This is a genomic window from Dyadobacter sp. CY312 (assembly GCF_021390535.1).
GTDB lineage: Bacteria > Bacteroidota > Bacteroidia > Cytophagales > Spirosomataceae > Dyadobacter.
In genome coordinates this window covers 39,652-54,098 of sequence record NZ_JAJUXG010000027.1, presented here as the reverse complement: position 1 = coordinate 54,098, position 14,447 = coordinate 39,652, and the positions used below count along the sequence as shown (strand labels likewise).

The window sequence follows — 14,447 nt, the reverse complement described above, 5'->3', positions numbered from 1 at the left end:
AGTAACTCAAAGGTTCCGAAATTTCCAATTGGCGCGCAAGAAAAATATTCGTGATAATTCGTAAGATTTAGTTTTAGATAGTTCAACCGTGCAGTAAAAATCAAGTTTTGGCTAATTCAATTTAACCGTCAGACTAGTTTTACGAGCCGTATTTTCCAAACCTACCAGTAAAATCCTTTTTTTATAATGTTAAAGTGTCCACCCATGTAGAATTTGATCAGGTACAGAAAATCTCACCTTACTTTTCTATATTGGTTTTCAAAGTCAGCGAAACAGACTTTGTCTGGGTTTAATTGTGTGCAACGAAAACGAAGAGAGAGAGAGATGAACCTTAATTCAAATTTACAGTACCCATTCCTTAAATACTTGTCTGAAGAATTTGCAGGTGTTTTTTACCAGAATGAGTTGACCTGTCTAAACAGGATGCTGATCCTTTATCACAACCGGCACAGTTTCTCGGTTGACAATAACACCAGGACTTATCTGGATGATTATGAAAAATTTCTGCAAAAACCTGTCAACTATTGGTATCTGAATAGCTCCAAAAGACAGCGCATCAATTTGATCCGTAGAAGGATGTGGTACCTTCTTAAAAATAACCGCTTGGTTTTTCAGCAGCTTTTGGCAAGAGAAGATTACGGTTCTTTTAAAGCGGCAGAACAGACCGTTCAAAAAATCTACCAGTGGCTTACAACATTGCCTCAGGAAATAGAACTGAAACCTGAGATTGATCTGAATCACTGGTTGCTGGATCTTAAATTAGAATTCCACCATCTTCTTGAAGAGTCTGAGCAGCCAGAAACGGAAAAAGTTTCGAAGAAACAAGCGCATTTACATTTTCACCAGATTCTGACCGGAAGGGACGATTCAGAAAAACGAGCGAAGTTTCACAAACTCATTGATGTTCTACTCAAAGAGCAGTGGATTGCTGGTACTGAGAATGGGGATGTTTACCTTTTTAAGAACAATAACACTGGCAGTAGACTTCGGATTGCGGCATTGTATTATGCGTTGGACAAGCTTGGGCATATTGAAACGCGGTTGAATGCACCTCAAATTGCCAGGCTATTTAACAGCTGGCTTTCTCATAATATCACTCCGGATTCATTTGTAAAAGCCTTCCAAAGCGAACAACTTGATAGCTTTAACTGCGGGCCGAACCATAACCGCTACAAACATGTACAGGATTGCAAACTGCTAATCCGGGATCTTTAAGGCTGATCCTTGCCTGAAATTTCATTTAAATGTTCTTTTCGTACCTGTTAGGAATAGCAGGTACGTTTTTGGCTTAATCCGAGATCAATTTTGCAGCATGTTTAATTAAAACAGGATGCAAATGATCAATTCACAAATTAAAGTTTCAGAACAGACGGTAGCTGATCTGCGGAACATCTCACTTCGTGTCAAAACGCCGGACTGCATTTATGGCTACGAATCACTTCCGGACATCCGACAGGCCAGCGCTTTTCCTTTCGGAATGTCCCAGTTAGCAATCTGCCATCCGCGTACCCACTGCAAAATTCCGTATATCATACAGTGTACCCGCCATGTGGAAAGGATCTTCTCACTTCAAACCCAGCCGCAATGAAAGTAAGCAAAGATCAGCTTATCCGGCTTTTTGAAAGCAAGGATGTGAGAAGACGCAGGAAACTATACGAGTACTACGAGCACTATTTTGACCAGCAACACTCGGCCAGGTTTACCATCGAGCTAATGAATGCAGATTTAGGCAGTGCTCTGGTAAGCCGTCAGGATGTCAAATACATCCGTGCACATTGTCATCTGTGGAAACCAGCTCAACCCGAGGTCATTGAAGCCACGCAGCAGCCAGTGGAAAAGAAAAGTACAAAAAAGCAAATCTGGACAAACCAAGAAGAATTAAAAAATCCATCCTTCACAGGATCTAAACTTGATTCATTATGAAAAAGCTACATTTTATTGCCCAGTCCAAAGGAGGCGTTGGTAAATCCCTTCTGATGTATCTGATGGCCCTTAAAAATCATCACAAAGAAAATTGCCTTTTTGTAGACATGGATGCCTCTACGTTTACGAGCAGACGTCAGCTAAGTTTTGTCGATGAGGACAAGCTTGATACGGTGAGTCTTTTGAACGAGAGAGCTGCCATTCAACGTGACAATTTGTTTCTTTATCTGGACAAGCTGTCCCGGAGTCCTTACCAGGAAATCTACATTGACCTGGGTGCACCAGAAAGCGAGCAGCTCCCCGCATTGATAGAGTTTGATGAGGTGCAATTACCGCTAAGGGAATTTGCTGATGATATGGACATCGAATTTCACATTGTCATCGGAGGCGCAGGTGCGTACAATGCTTCGGTTGAATACATGCTAAAAATGGTAAAGGTCGCAAGAGAGGACTTTAAGATAACGGTATGGGCAAGTGTAACCGGATTTCGTAAGTTCCCTGAGCTGGCGACGGAACTCGCGGAAAACTGTGCAAGTATGGGTCTCACTTTCCGGAAATTCGGTGACTTTGAACCAGAGACATATGTTGGTGCTGAAATACTATCGGGCGTGAGTAAGGGATTTGCATTGGAGGATTATGAACGCGGTCCGGGAAAAAGGCTTACAAGAGAACTCAATATCAACTTCCGTTATGACTGATCAGGCTCCAATACAAGAAAAGCAGCTGCTGCTTATTAAGGCAGATTACCTGGCTCGTTACGGGATGGAAATGGATGACTGGACGGCAATTACGATGTTGGATAACAAAACTGAGTTCGAAAAAATGAACATCCAGCTGCTTGCCAATCAGAGAGAAAGCAAACGGCTTAGTGAAACTTTCAAAGGGTCAATCAAACAGATACACTTCACCTCAAAACCGGAAGCTTTTCGCTACGGTTTGGGGCGAAGCCTTCCGTACGCTATCTGCACTTTGATCCTGGGTATTCTCTGTTACGTTTACATGAGTACGTACAAAGACTACGAAAATTTGAAAGAGACTGTCCGGCGCTACCGCAATGTCTCCAGCTATGAGAATCTGATTAGTCAGGGGACATTAATAGAGGATGAGGGAGTTGTTTATCTGATCTTAAAGCCGGTCAAAAAGGGTAAACACATCTTCGGGCAGACCTACCAGTTTGACGAGAGGCGAAAAGTGGTCAAAGTGCCCCTTAAACGGCTGGAATGATCCAAAATCTTTCCATTAAATCCCAAATAGTCCAAAAATTAGGCAGAAGTCAGTCCGAGAAGGCAATAATATGCCAAAGTCAGCCCGAAAGGGTAATCATGAAAGCCAATTTAGAAACAAACCGGCCACAATAGAGCATAGGCGTTGGCTTCTCCAAATCAAGCTATCGCCGGTACGCCGTAAAAACGTCGACCGGCGGGAGCTTGCAAGGGGCTGTGCCCCCTTGACCCCCAAGCTATTCGCCTTTGGGCTCATAGCTCATTGTTTTAGATCACTTTAAATTTTTCAAGATTATGGAAAAGAAACCAAAAGGCAGGCCATCTAAAAATGAAAAGATTGTAAGAAGATCCCATTTTTCGATATGGGCCACCAAAGAAGAAAAGGAGTTGTTAAACCGGGATATTGAAAGAAGCGGGCTTTCCGCGAGCCAGTACTTTTTGACGCTTGCGCTGAACAGTCCTATTAAAAGACCACAGAAAAAAACGCTTCCGGCAAGAACGGCAGAAACGATTCTGATCCTTGAAAAGCTTGCCGGAATTCTTTCATTGGCAGTACTCAAAGCCAGGGATGCAGATATGCTTTCTCAGCGCTGGCAGGAGAGTAGTAAAAATGTGAGAATGCTTTCCGATCTGATTACCAAATGGGTCTTTGAAGATTTTGAGATCTGGACGATCAGAAAGAACTTGTCTAACGTTCGGGATTGGATGCAGCAGCTCGAAATGTATTTGCAAGCAGTACTTCCGGAAAATGAAAATAAGGCGAGCATAATCGAAAAGACCGCCAGCATTTTAAAAGTAAGTAAAAACCTTCTGGAAAAGTATGAAGGCTATTACCTGACGGAAGAAACGATACGGACTTTGAAAGCCTGGAAACATAATCGGCTCGATAATCCGAATATGGTGCATGATGCGGTGAATGACTCGGTGAAGGAGCTGTTAAAAAACAGAAAACCATGATCGGAAACGTAGAACTGGGTAATTACCCAAAAGAACTTCTTAATTACTGCTACTATGACAAACTTCTGACGCCGGAGCAGCGAAAGCATCTCGGACCGAAAGATGTACGTGGCGAAATCCTTTATATCCAGAACTTGTCACTAGAAAAACTTCCTGATGGGCGTTTCGATATGGATAGCCTTACAAGGCAGTTTCTTGGTAACCGGGATAAAAACAGAAAGCTCAACAAGTTCGTCTGGCACCAGTCATTCAGTTTTTCGCCTGGCGAAAAGCCAACTGTTGAACAGATCAGGGAAATCGCTACTGCATTTGCCAAAGACTTTGGTTTTGAGAACAACCAGCTCATCGTATTCCGGCATCTGGATAAGGCGCACGAGCACATCCATGTCGCCGCAAACAGGATCAATTACAATGGAAAAAACACGGCTGACCATTTTAACAATTACGCCAGGACGGGAAAGTTTTGTCGGAAGATGGAGCTGACTCTGGGCCTTGAACTCACCCCGGAAATGTATTTGACTGATCCCGAAAGACAAAAGCAGCACCAGACTAATCAAGCGATCCTGAACCTCAAAGCGCTGATCGACCAGCATTTGCCTGTGGTCCCTTCCTTACAGGAGCTGCAAGAGAGGCTTAAAGGGCATGGCTACAAAACCTATTTGGGACGCGGTATTGCGTTTGTCAATACTAACAACGGAACGAAGATCAAGGGCTCTGAGATTGGAAGGGAGTATTCTATGGCTAATCTGGAAAAACGGTTGGGTGCAGCCCCGCAGCTTGAACAATTAGAAAGAAAAGAAAAGAGTTTGCGGAAAAGGAAAAGACTCAATATAAGTTAATAATTAAAATGGGGGTTTGCTTCTAAATGATAGAAACCACTCATAACCAGATGCTCCAACATTCAATACAAAGCAATTAATGGAAAGAATCTTTAATGCGCTATTTTCGTAGAAGTAATCACTAAGAATAAATCAATCGTTATGAAAATCAAACCAATAAAATTCTTCTCTCCGCAGGATAATACTTCCGGTCAGAAAGCCGAAAAGTCAAAAAAGTTACCTACCGGATATGTGTCTGCAACTGGTAAACTCGTGTTTCCAAAAGCCACACTAGAAGAATTGGGAATCGAAGCCACGTTACCCTATTTTAAAATCGGAACGCTGGAAGGCAAAAGGAAAATCAAATCTTTGTACCTGATTCCATCGGATGACGAGCAGGGAAGTTTTTCTCTTGAAAAAAGTGGAAGAGGTGGTGTGATTCCGTTAAGTTTTATCTTGAAAAAAGGCGGTATTGATTTTGAAAGTGCCAAGTATACTTTCACTGTTAGCCTTTTTAATTATCAGGAAGGCGTTGTTGGTTTTGAATTGGGGCTTATTAGTTCAGAGCCCACCATATACCGGTAAGCCCCGTGGTCGCAAACGCAGAGAAGAAATCGCAGAGTAAATAATTTTAGCCCAGGAGTGCTTTCTAATTCAGTGCTCCTGGTTAAGCTAGCTTAACCACAATGCGTATTACTAATACACCCAAGCCAATACCTGGGTTATCTTTTATAAAAATGGGATAGTCTGAAAGGCTTTTTCGTTGAAATGTACCTGGTCACAAACTCATCTTCCTGACTAATAGATTTTTCTGTTTCAGAAATCTTGGTTTTAAGCTCAGCAAGATGTCGTATTGCATCAGGCTCCTGTGTCTTGATGGTTTCCAGTAGCGCTGCACACGCCCGAACATTGGTCTTTAATAAATCCATCGTGCTGCTTAGCTGCGGATCAGACCACTGTGGTTTTCTAAACTGTATGTTTTTTGCAGTGATGTAAATGTTATACTGAAAGATTACCGAGCTGAGCGAACCGTTAACTAATTTCAGGTTTTCAGATAGGGTGTTGTAGGATAATCTCGCTCTAAGATTTTGGCGTACTGCTCAATCAGCTTGTTTGTAATCCCAACACTTTGTATACGTGCAAGTCTTGCTGTTAGGGCCAGCTTCTCAGGTTTTGAGATGTCGGCCGTAATTGAATCCTGAAAATTGTAGTTATTGGACTTCACAAAGTCAAAGTGGTTGGCTTTGATCCGGTGATTGGAAAGTGGCGGGTTCAACAGCTGCCAGATAGGATCAAAAGGTATATGGGACAGAATAAACTCCTGCGGTGGAACTTGATACCATGTGTCGTTAAGATGCTTGACGAACTGAAAATTTCCATCAACGGTGCCAGAAGACCATGTAGGATCATACAGATACCAGCCTTTAGAAGTTCTCACAGCATTCCATGCGTGGGCTACCTTATCATTTATTTTCGTTGGCTCCTTCACATAACCGGAAACTGTGTATGACTCATAGCCAGCACGTCTGAGAAGCGCATTTAAAAGCTCCGCATAGTGTTCACAAACGCCCTTACGCCTTCTAATTGTTTCCAGTACAATTGACTTTGATGACCAGTTAAGTTGATAACTGGGGCGAAGCATCTGTGTTCTATCTGTATCATACTGTCTCTCATCTGCACATAGTCAAAGATCGACCTTATTGTGTCTGATTTGTATTTGATAATGCCTAGTACAGAATCAAGCTCTGCTGTCTGGGCTGTGGACAGTAATGGGCACAGCCCAGACAGCAGAAATGCGTAAATAAATCTGTTGATATGCCTTAAAGGGATCAATGCAACCTGATTTTATAAGTTATGCTTTGTCTTTACCGAGAAGCGTTTGTAGTAATTCGACTTTTTCTTTTTCCGATTGAAGCAGACGTTCGTATAACTTCTTGTTTTCGTCAAGCGCTTCCATCAATTTCTCGATAGGATTGAAGGTGCAGTTAACTGCATACGCTGGGCTTGAATTAACAGAAGATCCCTGATAATTATTCTGAATATTTACAATCGCCGCCTCTTCATCAAAATTTTTGATTGCTTCGGCAGGCACTTTAAGAATTTGAGCCACCTGTTCAAGAATGTCCTGCTCAATTTCTTCTTTCTGTTCTAAAAGAGACACCCTCTTCTGGCTCCAATCTTCTCCCATTTCAAAGGCCAAACCTTCCTGTTTAATTCCAAGCATCTCGCGGAAACGTTTGATGTTTCTGCCGTGATGGATTTTTCCTGTTTTGTCACCTGTCATATTCATAATAGCAAGTTAACCGGTTTTAGCCGAATCTGCAAAACATTCTCTTCTGTGCCTATTCGGTATATTTTATTCTTCCGCAGGTCTAAAATAGAAAAGTCGGGAATGGATTATACGCTGTCAGCAGATTTACTTCATGTTATCATTTCTGTTAACGGGTAAAAAAGAGCACATTATGGAACTGAATGGGCATATATTAAGCGAAGATCAGCAGCACGACCTCTCCGGTATTGTCGAGGCGATCTGCCACAAGTTTGAAATCGAACACATCTTCCTGTTTGGCTTTCGGCAAGCGGCATCTGCTGATTGCAGCTGTTTTGCCACAAACCACTATGCAGAGTTTAAGGCCTACTGCATTTTGGTTGTTACACACACCCGCCAAGGTCAGCAGCACACGATTCAGGACTTTTTGAATCATCAATTCCCCGACCTTCAAATAACGGTCCTTTCCCATTGGAGCGGGCAGGTCGGCAAACTCCTGGCTGATGGCAACCGCTTTTTGGGCGAGGTATTCAAAACCGGACTCCTATTAAAAACATCGGACGGTTACAACACCCTGTCTTACGATCACTCTGGTACCCCTGCGCAATACCATGAAGATGCCCGGCAGTATTTTATCCATCACAGCGCAGTGTCCAAGGGGTTTCTTGCTTCGGCCCGTCAGCGCTTTATCGATCAGGATTTCAAGCTTTGCCTGTTTTTGCTGCATCAAGCCATGGAGCAGTCAGCCATTGGTCTGATCAGGGTATGGATGGGATACCGGTACAATATCCATCATCTTTCAAGGTTGCTTGCACTCTGCTGCTACTTCTCACCAAAGATTCCGCAGATCTTCACCAATAGTAAACAAGATCAGATCCTGCTCCAAAAGCTTAACCGCGCCTATCTGGATACCCGCTATCAAAACGATTTTCATGTCACCGCTCATCAGGCTGAGGCATTACTAAAAAAAGTGGAAGTGTTCAAAGACGTCAGTGATGCGCTTTGCAGCTGCAAACTCGCTTCACTCCAGGAGCAAACAAATATGGTTGCCACACTTTAAACTCCTGTTACTATGAAGAATCCTGTTCTCACAGTTGTGCCGCCCGTGCAACGCACTGCAAATGTGGATTACCAGATCCCGTTTGAGGATCAAAATTTCACGCTCACAGAGCAGACCATTGATGCGCATCATGTGCTTAGTAACACTGTCCGCAACAATAAACTCTCTTACTTCGACATCACCTTTGTCGGATACAAAGATCAGGTTCTTGATCTTCAAGTACCTTTCGGCAAACTGTTGACAAGACTACGGATAACCATCCTGCCCGCGCATCTGCTGGTTTGCTGCAGCTGTAAAGAGCACACAGAAAAACTGTGCGCACATAGCCACAAAGTGCTCGTGACATTGGTGAGTCGCAGGGGCCAGGAATACTTTTCGAGATTCTACAAGCCTGACCTATTCAAACTGGCAGAAGAATATCCGGATCTGTTTGAGGCGAAAACCAGCTTGGAAGGTATCCGGTTCGAAGCAGCCGAAACGCTTGGCAATGTTTACATACCGAGCCAGAAGATTTCTGCACCACAGTCCGAACCAATGGCGGATCAGCAGCAGTCAACCATCACTCATGACCAGGTCGGTTACAGTCTGTATACTATTTTCCGGCAAGATCACTTTCCTTTTCTGGCAGGGTTCACCGGGCAGCTGCTAAATGATGGTAGTGCTATTAAATCCTTCAGTACCATTTTCCAGACCAGTTCAGCGCCCGAACACATTGTTTTCACGGACCAGCAGTTGATGTTAAATGCAATCGGCTCACGGATTCAAACTACCACAGATCAGTTGTTGCAGATCCAGACGTCAAATACTGGCCAGAGCCTGGAGGAAGTGGTATCGAAATACACTACTCCCGAAGTTTCACAAATTCAAATATACCGGCAGCGTTTGCTTGATCTTTGGTCGAGGGCGCATGCGCTGCTGGCTGGTGAGCGTTTTGTAAACCGGTATAGTGACGGGCGCAAGATCAAATTTGATCACAAACCCAAGAAGGGGTATACAAAACCTTTCCAGGCGGCAAATTCAGAAGTTGGCATAAGTTTTACTTTGACCAAACAAGAAGCCTATTACCGGTTACAGCTACACGTGTTGAAAGACCCAAACCCAATGGACTGCTACGAGCTTTTTCCTGCGAGGTCTCCACTTTTTGTTTTCGATAAAGTCAGTGATGCATATCTTTTAGTATCTACGCTCAGAGATATTGATCTGATCACATCGCTTACAAGAACCGGGCAGGTACTTACAGTGATGGACATTCATTTTGAGCATTTTAATAAATCTGTACTGCAATTCCTGACGCGGCATTACCCATTTCAATATGATTCTGTTGGCGTAGATCATAGAATTTTGCAGGTACTGCAAATGCAGCTGCGGATCTTCGAGCAGGCTGGTTCTTTTTGCTTTCAGCCGCAGGTGGACTACGGACAAGAATTGCTGGTGCCAACTTTAAGTAGCGGAACCAGCTGGATTGAGATTCACGCGCATCCGGTCATTTTCATCCGTAACAAAGCCAAAGAAGCTGCTCTATCAGAGCTTGTAAGATTACTACATACTGATTTTGCAAGCCAGACTTGCAAAAATGGAGACTACTTTTCCTTGCATAAGACAACCATTCTAAACACAGGTTGTTTGCCCGATATGCTATCAAAGCTGAAAGAAAATCAGATAACTGTAACGGGCATCGAGGACATTGAAGCACTGGCAGGCTACATGAATCTGGTAGATATCCGAATGGGCATTCATGCAGATAAAGACTGGTTTGAGATTACTTTGAAAGCAACATGTTCTCAGATTTCAATAAGTAGTGAAGTGCTCAGACACGCGATTTTGGAAAATGACGGGCAGCTCACACTTAAAGACGGAACACGTGCCACCATCCCAGCCAGTTGGCAAAAGAAGCTGAAAACTGTTATGTCCTTTTCGCAACCCTCAAAATCAGGGATGCGTCTGTCGGGCTTTCATGCTCAGTTACTGGATCAGCTCAACGGTCAGTCAGGCCAGCAGGGCCTGCAAGGATTTGCCGAAAGCCTGAAAAGTCATGCACCGAAGGTCAAAGTTATTACAGACAGACAAGTACCTGATAACGTGCGGGCGACACTTCGTGCGTACCAGAAGGAAGGGTTTGACTGGCTGATGTTTTTAAAAGACAATGGTTGGGGAGGAATTTTGGCTGACGATATGGGGCTGGGAAAGACCTTGCAAGTGTTAACACTTTTGCAAAAGGTGTATCAAAATGGTCTGCATACCAGGCCAAGTCTTTTGATTGTACCGACCTCGCTCTTATTTAACTGGCAGCAGGAAGCGGAAAAGTTTACACCGGATCTTCGCGTAGTCCGCTATCATGGTGCATTCAGACAACAGCAGGCCTCACGGCTTGATTCAGGTGATGTTATTTTGACCACCTATAAAACGGTGCTGCATGATATCGATATACTCAGGCATGCCCAGTTCGAATATCTGATCCTTGATGAGGCGCAGGCCATTAAAAACCAGGCCTCACAGCGCTACAAAGCAGTCAGCATCCTGGATGCACGTATCAGACTGGCAATGACGGGGACCCCCGTTGAAAACAGTGGTAATGATCTTTATGCCCTGATGAACTTTGTCAATCCCGGCATATTGGGAAGTTTGCGTGGGTTCAATAAACTGCTCGCAAACAAAATGGAAACGGATGGGATAGCTTACCTGCAAAAGGTAATTAACACTTTTATTCTCAGGCGAACCAAACAGCAGGTAGCCAAAGACCTGCCAGAAAAAACGGAAATGGTCATTTACTGCGAGATGGAAACCCAACAGCGCGCTGTCTACGATGCCTACCGCATCCGTTATCAAAAGGCAATTAAAGAAAAAATCAACGAAGCGGGTGCCGTCAACTCCAAATTGTATGCACTGGCAGGCCTTTTGAAACTCCGTCAAATTTGCAATGCGCCTGTGTTGGTTGAAGCTCAGGTTGAGCAGGAAGCTGAGCCTGCGAAAATCAAGGAACTCATGCGCCGGTTGAAAGAAATAACGCCCTTCCACAAAGTACTGGTGTTTTCAAGTTTTACCGGGTTTCTCGGGCTGATCAGACAGGAGCTCGAAAAATCCCAGCTCGGATATGCTTATCTGGATGGCAAGACGAAAGAAGATCAAAGAAGAAAAATGGTGGACCTCTTTCAAAACGATGATCACACACGTGTATTTCTGATCAGTCTGAAAGCAGGTGGTACCGGCCTGAATCTCACCGCTGCCGAGTATGTTTTTCTTGTAGACCCGTGGTGGAACCCTGCGGCCGAGTCACAAGCCATTGACCGCTGCTACCGAATCGGGCAAACAAATAACGTGATGGCTTACAGGATGATCTGCAAGGATACTCTGGAAGAAAAAATCCTGACAATGCAGGCGCAAAAACGTCAGCTGGCTGACGAGCTTGTCTCGTCAGCAGATGGAGTACTTAAATCTATGAGCGCGGAGGATATTCTTGAATTGTTTAGCTAGATAAATTGCATGGAAGCGGTTACCATAAAAATATCAATGTCACAGGATCAGGTCTAGCTTATGGAAGATCTCAAAGAAACCTTCCGAAATTCTCAACCTACTTTGACAAAGTCTGGTTAACTGAAAAGCAGGCTCTTTAAAGGTTGAAAGTTTCCATGATCACTTTTTGCAAGTGACGTAACGACGGATGGCTACGCTACTTTGCGGAACGGAGAATGTATTTACTCCTGTTGGGGCTGGAAAGATGGTAGAAATTAATAATGTCTAAACCTTCCAATTTTTCATGGCTACACGTTCTAGGAGATGTTGTAGTTAATTCTTTATCAAATAACTGATTGGGTAAATCGACCTCATAAATACTAGAATCAAATTCTCAATTCTTTCCGAAGCCGCGGTTGTTTTCTCTACTGGAAAATATCTAGGTGCATTTTTCATTAAAGGTAAAATCTGACGGAAGCAGGTTTATTGGGTTCTAAGTTAGATTTACAGCTTAAATAAGTTTTCGAAAATCCATTCGATACTCCTTACTACTCTGAAATGCTTTAAATAGTCCAATATGACCATATCTGGATTCAGACAAAACGCCCTTGATCCGTTCTTCAATGGCACTACCTATCTTCATCCCCATGTAAATGTTCGATATCTCCGCGGCATCGAAGTGATATAGAAAAATGCCAAGACTTTCGTTGACACAGGAACACTCTTGCAACCCTTTTACAACCCTAAGTTCCTGTTCATATTCCCAGGATAGTCCTTTTGTTGAAAACACATCTGCGGCTAATGCTTCAATCCATTCTTGATTTGGAGTAAGCGTTTTAAATAAATATAATTCCGGTCTTTCCTCTCTGTACCGTACCTCGCTAATTTCGTTTAAACATGCAATAGATGATTTCCTATTTTTCAAAAGGTCTCCTGAGTGATTGAACTCAATTACAAAGCCAGTATCGCCTTGTGTGTAATGTGCCCACATCAGCAAATTGTCATTTCTCTGTGTTAGGCTAAGGATTCCAAGTTTATTCTGAAACCCTTCCCGGAACTTCTCAACCAAATCGTCGTTCGCTGGCTGCAAATTCATGGATTTCAGAAATGGCTTGACTAATGTACTCAGTAATTTATCCGGTTCAACTGTCTTAATAATATCAATAATTGCATTTGGATCAATATCAGGGTTTGCTTTGACAACTTCCTGAAGTTGTATACTAAAATTGTTAAGTATGTCTTGCCCATTAATAATCTTCGGAATTTCTTTGTCAAACAAATCGTCAATTTTTTCCGCTGTGTCTATTCCAGAAAGGTACGGTATCGCTTCGAAAGTATCGTTTAGGTAATGTGGTTGTGTGAAACGAATGTTCTGGTTTAAGATTAAGATGACATCGATTCTATCGGGCGGCAGATATTTGAAGATTCTCATTTCGTGGATGTATTTCACATAATACTAGGTTACAGTTACATTTTCTTCAATTCACCCCATCAGGTGTCAGCAGTTGACAGACGCTGAGGCGTTTAGTTAGCAGCTCGATATTGGTTTATAGAATTTCGTTTTCCTATATTTTCAACCGGTAGAATCGCAAAGTAGGAATTTCGCGAACTTCTTTACCTTAGCTATATCTTCTCATTCGTCAGGAAATTCTGTTCTTAGAGTTTTGTCCAAATCCCAGTCCGGAATTTTTCTTTCAGGATCTCCTTCTGTTTTGTAATAAATCTCCTCATATGGCATTTCTTGGATATCAAATTTGCAGAACAAATGCGGCTCAGAAAAGTATTCATCTCCTTCCCGGAGAATCTCTACGATGTTATGATAAGGAATTCTTCCAATCTTAATAGCATAAAATGTTTTGTATTTGGGGCTATTTCTCCTCTTATCAAAATGGTCTAACGGCTCCCAAAATCCATGCTCATCCATAATAATAGGGGTGCTCATCGCCACATTGAGCCAGAATTCTATTCCGTTATGGTAAGTATCATAAAAAAAGTCCGGAACCAGGGGCTAATCTTTCCATCTGGTGTTTCATCCGAGTCGGGATACGATGTGTCATCGACTGATCGTATGTAGACTTTATGAGTGATAAATTTTGCATAGGGTTTAAACAAAAGCAGATCCGGAGTCCTGTTTTTCTTTAAATATTCATGATCTATTAGTTCCTTTTCTACACGCTTCTTCATTCTGAGCGAGTACCTGATTCTGGTGGCGTTATCCTGGGTTTTCTTCTCTACCCGTACACCAAAATATACAAAAAGCAAATCCTTGTAATCTTTGTATAACTTTGCTTCAAGAACGCTCGCCGTCCAGATTTCCACCTCGGCGATTCCTTTTTCATTAGAATAATCTTTCAAATATTGATGAAGGTTCCGGCTCACATCGCAGGCTACAATCACCAGCAGTTTGTCAGGTAATGCCGCATTCATCGCGACTTTATTGACGATGTCGGTGATATCTACTTTACCGATCCGAATGAACCGTTTGCATTGTATGAACCAAATTTTTTCCTTGCCTTCAAGGTTTTGGACCGCAAATATATCTACACCTAGATCTGCTCCCTTACGGCCAAAATGATTGATTTCTTTAAAAGTGTCAGCTCTGGAAACAATACTCAGGCAGAGGTCTTCAAATCTTAGCGGGTCAAGGTCCGAAAAATGCAGTCGGTTGATAGTTCTTGTTGGTTGTTTCATTCTCAGTCTTAAACAAAGTTTCCTGAAATCAGGTAAAAATTCCCTATCTACCTAAG

The 14,447-nt window shown here is 42.8% G+C and carries 15 protein-coding genes and 1 pseudogene; 10 read left to right on the top strand and 6 right to left on the bottom strand.

What is annotated here, in order from left to right; all coding sequences use genetic code 11:
* Positions 1 to 423: 423 nt before the first annotated feature.
* From LZG71_RS27925 to LZG71_RS27890, 8 genes are all read left to right on the top strand, one after another.
* A complete protein-coding gene (locus LZG71_RS27925) occupies positions 424 to 1,215 on the top strand; it encodes a hypothetical protein (protein ID WP_233826089.1) in 792 nt (263 codons plus the stop codon).
* A gap of 121 nt (positions 1,216 to 1,336) precedes the next feature.
* Positions 1,337 to 1,588 (top strand): hypothetical protein, encoded by a 252-nt coding sequence (locus tag LZG71_RS27920; RefSeq protein WP_233826085.1) that lies wholly within the window; start codon positions 1,337 to 1,339, stop codon positions 1,586 to 1,588.
* Positions 1,585 to 1,923, top strand: a complete 339-nt coding sequence (locus LZG71_RS27915; RefSeq protein WP_233826082.1) for a hypothetical protein — start codon at positions 1,585 to 1,587, stop codon at positions 1,921 to 1,923. Before LZG71_RS27920 ends, LZG71_RS27915 begins: the two co-directional genes overlap by 4 nt.
* Positions 1,920 to 2,621: a hypothetical protein gene (locus LZG71_RS27910; RefSeq protein ID WP_233826081.1), complete on the top strand. Its 702-nt coding sequence runs from the start codon at positions 1,920 to 1,922 to the stop codon at positions 2,619 to 2,621. Before LZG71_RS27915 ends, LZG71_RS27910 begins: the two co-directional genes overlap by 4 nt.
* A complete protein-coding gene (locus LZG71_RS27905) occupies positions 2,614 to 3,147 on the top strand; it encodes a hypothetical protein (protein ID WP_233826079.1) in 534 nt (177 codons plus the stop codon). The genes LZG71_RS27910 and LZG71_RS27905 overlap by 8 nt, the downstream gene beginning before the upstream one ends.
* Positions 3,148 to 3,440: 293 nt before the next feature.
* On the top strand, positions 3,441 to 4,103 hold the full coding sequence (locus LZG71_RS27900) for a plasmid mobilization protein (RefSeq protein WP_233826077.1): 663 nt from the start codon (positions 3,441 to 3,443) through the stop codon (positions 4,101 to 4,103).
* The gene (locus tag LZG71_RS27895; RefSeq protein ID WP_233826075.1) at positions 4,100 to 4,942 is read left to right on the top strand and encodes a relaxase/mobilization nuclease domain-containing protein; all 843 of its coding nucleotides are present in this window, start codon (positions 4,100 to 4,102) and stop codon (positions 4,940 to 4,942) included. The genes LZG71_RS27900 and LZG71_RS27895 overlap by 4 nt, the downstream gene beginning before the upstream one ends.
* Before the next feature lie 141 nt (positions 4,943 to 5,083).
* A complete protein-coding gene (locus LZG71_RS27890; protein ID WP_310587795.1) occupies positions 5,084 to 5,506 on the top strand; it encodes a hypothetical protein in 423 nt (140 codons plus the stop codon).
* Positions 5,507 to 5,643: 137 nt separating this feature from the next.
* Here LZG71_RS27890 and LZG71_RS27885 read toward each other — a convergent pair whose 3' ends face one another.
* The 3 genes and pseudogenes from LZG71_RS27885 to LZG71_RS27875 all read right to left on the bottom strand — a co-directional run bounded on the left by LZG71_RS27885 (position 5,644) and on the right by LZG71_RS27875 (position 7,211).
* Positions 5,644 to 5,850 carry a hypothetical protein gene (locus LZG71_RS27885; protein ID WP_233826074.1) on the bottom strand — a complete coding sequence of 69 codons (207 nt, stop codon included), beginning with the start codon at positions 5,848 to 5,850 and terminating at the stop codon, positions 5,644 to 5,646.
* Positions 5,851 to 5,963: 113 nt separating this feature from the next.
* Positions 5,964 to 6,575: pseudogene (locus tag LZG71_RS27880) on the bottom strand (transglutaminase domain-containing protein); the annotation flags it as partial.
* Positions 6,576 to 6,773: 198 nt separating this feature from the next.
* A complete protein-coding gene (locus tag LZG71_RS27875) occupies positions 6,774 to 7,211 on the bottom strand; it encodes a helix-turn-helix transcriptional regulator (RefSeq protein WP_233826070.1) in 438 nt (145 codons plus the stop codon).
* Positions 7,212 to 7,383: 172 nt separating this feature from the next.
* On the opposite strand from LZG71_RS27875, the gene LZG71_RS27870 reads away from it, so the two are divergent.
* Entirely contained in the window at positions 7,384 to 8,250 is an 867-nt protein-coding gene (locus LZG71_RS27870; RefSeq protein WP_233826068.1) for a HEPN domain-containing protein, read from the top strand.
* A 12-nt stretch (positions 8,251 to 8,262) separates the two neighbouring features.
* Positions 8,263 to 11,721 carry a DEAD/DEAH box helicase gene (locus LZG71_RS27865; protein ID WP_233826066.1) on the top strand — a complete coding sequence of 1,153 codons (3,459 nt, stop codon included), beginning with the start codon at positions 8,263 to 8,265 and terminating at the stop codon, positions 11,719 to 11,721.
* Positions 11,722 to 12,211: 490 nt separating this feature from the next.
* Here LZG71_RS27865 and LZG71_RS27860 read toward each other — a convergent pair whose 3' ends face one another.
* The 3 genes from LZG71_RS27860 to LZG71_RS27850 form a co-directional block, all read right to left on the bottom strand.
* Positions 12,212 to 13,132 carry a DUF2971 domain-containing protein gene (locus tag LZG71_RS27860; RefSeq protein ID WP_233826064.1) on the bottom strand — a complete coding sequence of 307 codons (921 nt, stop codon included), beginning with the start codon at positions 13,130 to 13,132 and terminating at the stop codon, positions 12,212 to 12,214.
* A 201-nt stretch (positions 13,133 to 13,333) separates the two neighbouring features.
* Complete coding sequence (locus tag LZG71_RS27855) at positions 13,334 to 13,642, bottom strand: hypothetical protein (protein ID WP_233826063.1); 309 nt, start codon at positions 13,640 to 13,642, stop codon at positions 13,334 to 13,336.
* 20 nt (positions 13,643 to 13,662) lie between these two features.
* Entirely contained in the window at positions 13,663 to 14,391 is a 729-nt protein-coding gene (locus LZG71_RS27850; protein WP_233826061.1) for a restriction endonuclease, read from the bottom strand.
* Positions 14,392 to 14,447 lie beyond the last annotated feature (56 nt).

Excerpts from the sequence above, each read along its gene's own strand:
- LZG71_RS27925 (WP_233826089.1), top strand. The coding sequence starts at position 424 with ATGCTGATCCTTTATCACAACCGGCACAGTTTCTCGGTTGACAATAAC.
- LZG71_RS27920 (WP_233826085.1), top strand. The coding sequence starts at position 1,337 with ATGATCAATTCACAAATTAAAGTTTCAGAACAGACGGTAGCTGATCTG.
- LZG71_RS27915 (WP_233826082.1), top strand. The coding sequence starts at position 1,585 with ATGAAAGTAAGCAAAGATCAGCTTATCCGGCTTTTTGAAAGCAAGGAT.
- LZG71_RS27910 (WP_233826081.1), top strand. The coding sequence starts at position 1,920 with ATGAAAAAGCTACATTTTATTGCCCAGTCCAAAGGAGGCGTTGGTAAA.
- LZG71_RS27905 (WP_233826079.1), top strand. The coding sequence starts at position 2,614 with ATGACTGATCAGGCTCCAATACAAGAAAAGCAGCTGCTGCTTATTAAG.
- LZG71_RS27900 (WP_233826077.1), top strand. The coding sequence starts at position 3,441 with ATGGAAAAGAAACCAAAAGGCAGGCCATCTAAAAATGAAAAGATTGTA.
- LZG71_RS27895 (WP_233826075.1), top strand. The coding sequence starts at position 4,100 with ATGATCGGAAACGTAGAACTGGGTAATTACCCAAAAGAACTTCTTAAT.
- LZG71_RS27890 (WP_310587795.1), top strand. The coding sequence starts at position 5,084 with ATGAAAATCAAACCAATAAAATTCTTCTCTCCGCAGGATAATACTTCC.
- LZG71_RS27885 (WP_233826074.1), bottom strand. The coding sequence starts at position 5,850 with ATGGATTTATTAAAGACCAATGTTCGGGCGTGTGCAGCGCTACTGGAA.
- LZG71_RS27875 (WP_233826070.1), bottom strand. The coding sequence starts at position 7,211 with ATGAATATGACAGGTGACAAAACAGGAAAAATCCATCACGGCAGAAAC.
- LZG71_RS27870 (WP_233826068.1), top strand. The coding sequence starts at position 7,384 with ATGGAACTGAATGGGCATATATTAAGCGAAGATCAGCAGCACGACCTC.
- LZG71_RS27865 (WP_233826066.1), top strand. The coding sequence starts at position 8,263 with ATGAAGAATCCTGTTCTCACAGTTGTGCCGCCCGTGCAACGCACTGCA.
- LZG71_RS27860 (WP_233826064.1), bottom strand. The coding sequence starts at position 13,132 with ATGAGAATCTTCAAATATCTGCCGCCCGATAGAATCGATGTCATCTTA.
- LZG71_RS27855 (WP_233826063.1), bottom strand. The coding sequence starts at position 13,642 with ATGAGCACCCCTATTATTATGGATGAGCATGGATTTTGGGAGCCGTTA.
- LZG71_RS27850 (WP_233826061.1), bottom strand. The coding sequence starts at position 14,391 with ATGAAACAACCAACAAGAACTATCAACCGACTGCATTTTTCGGACCTT.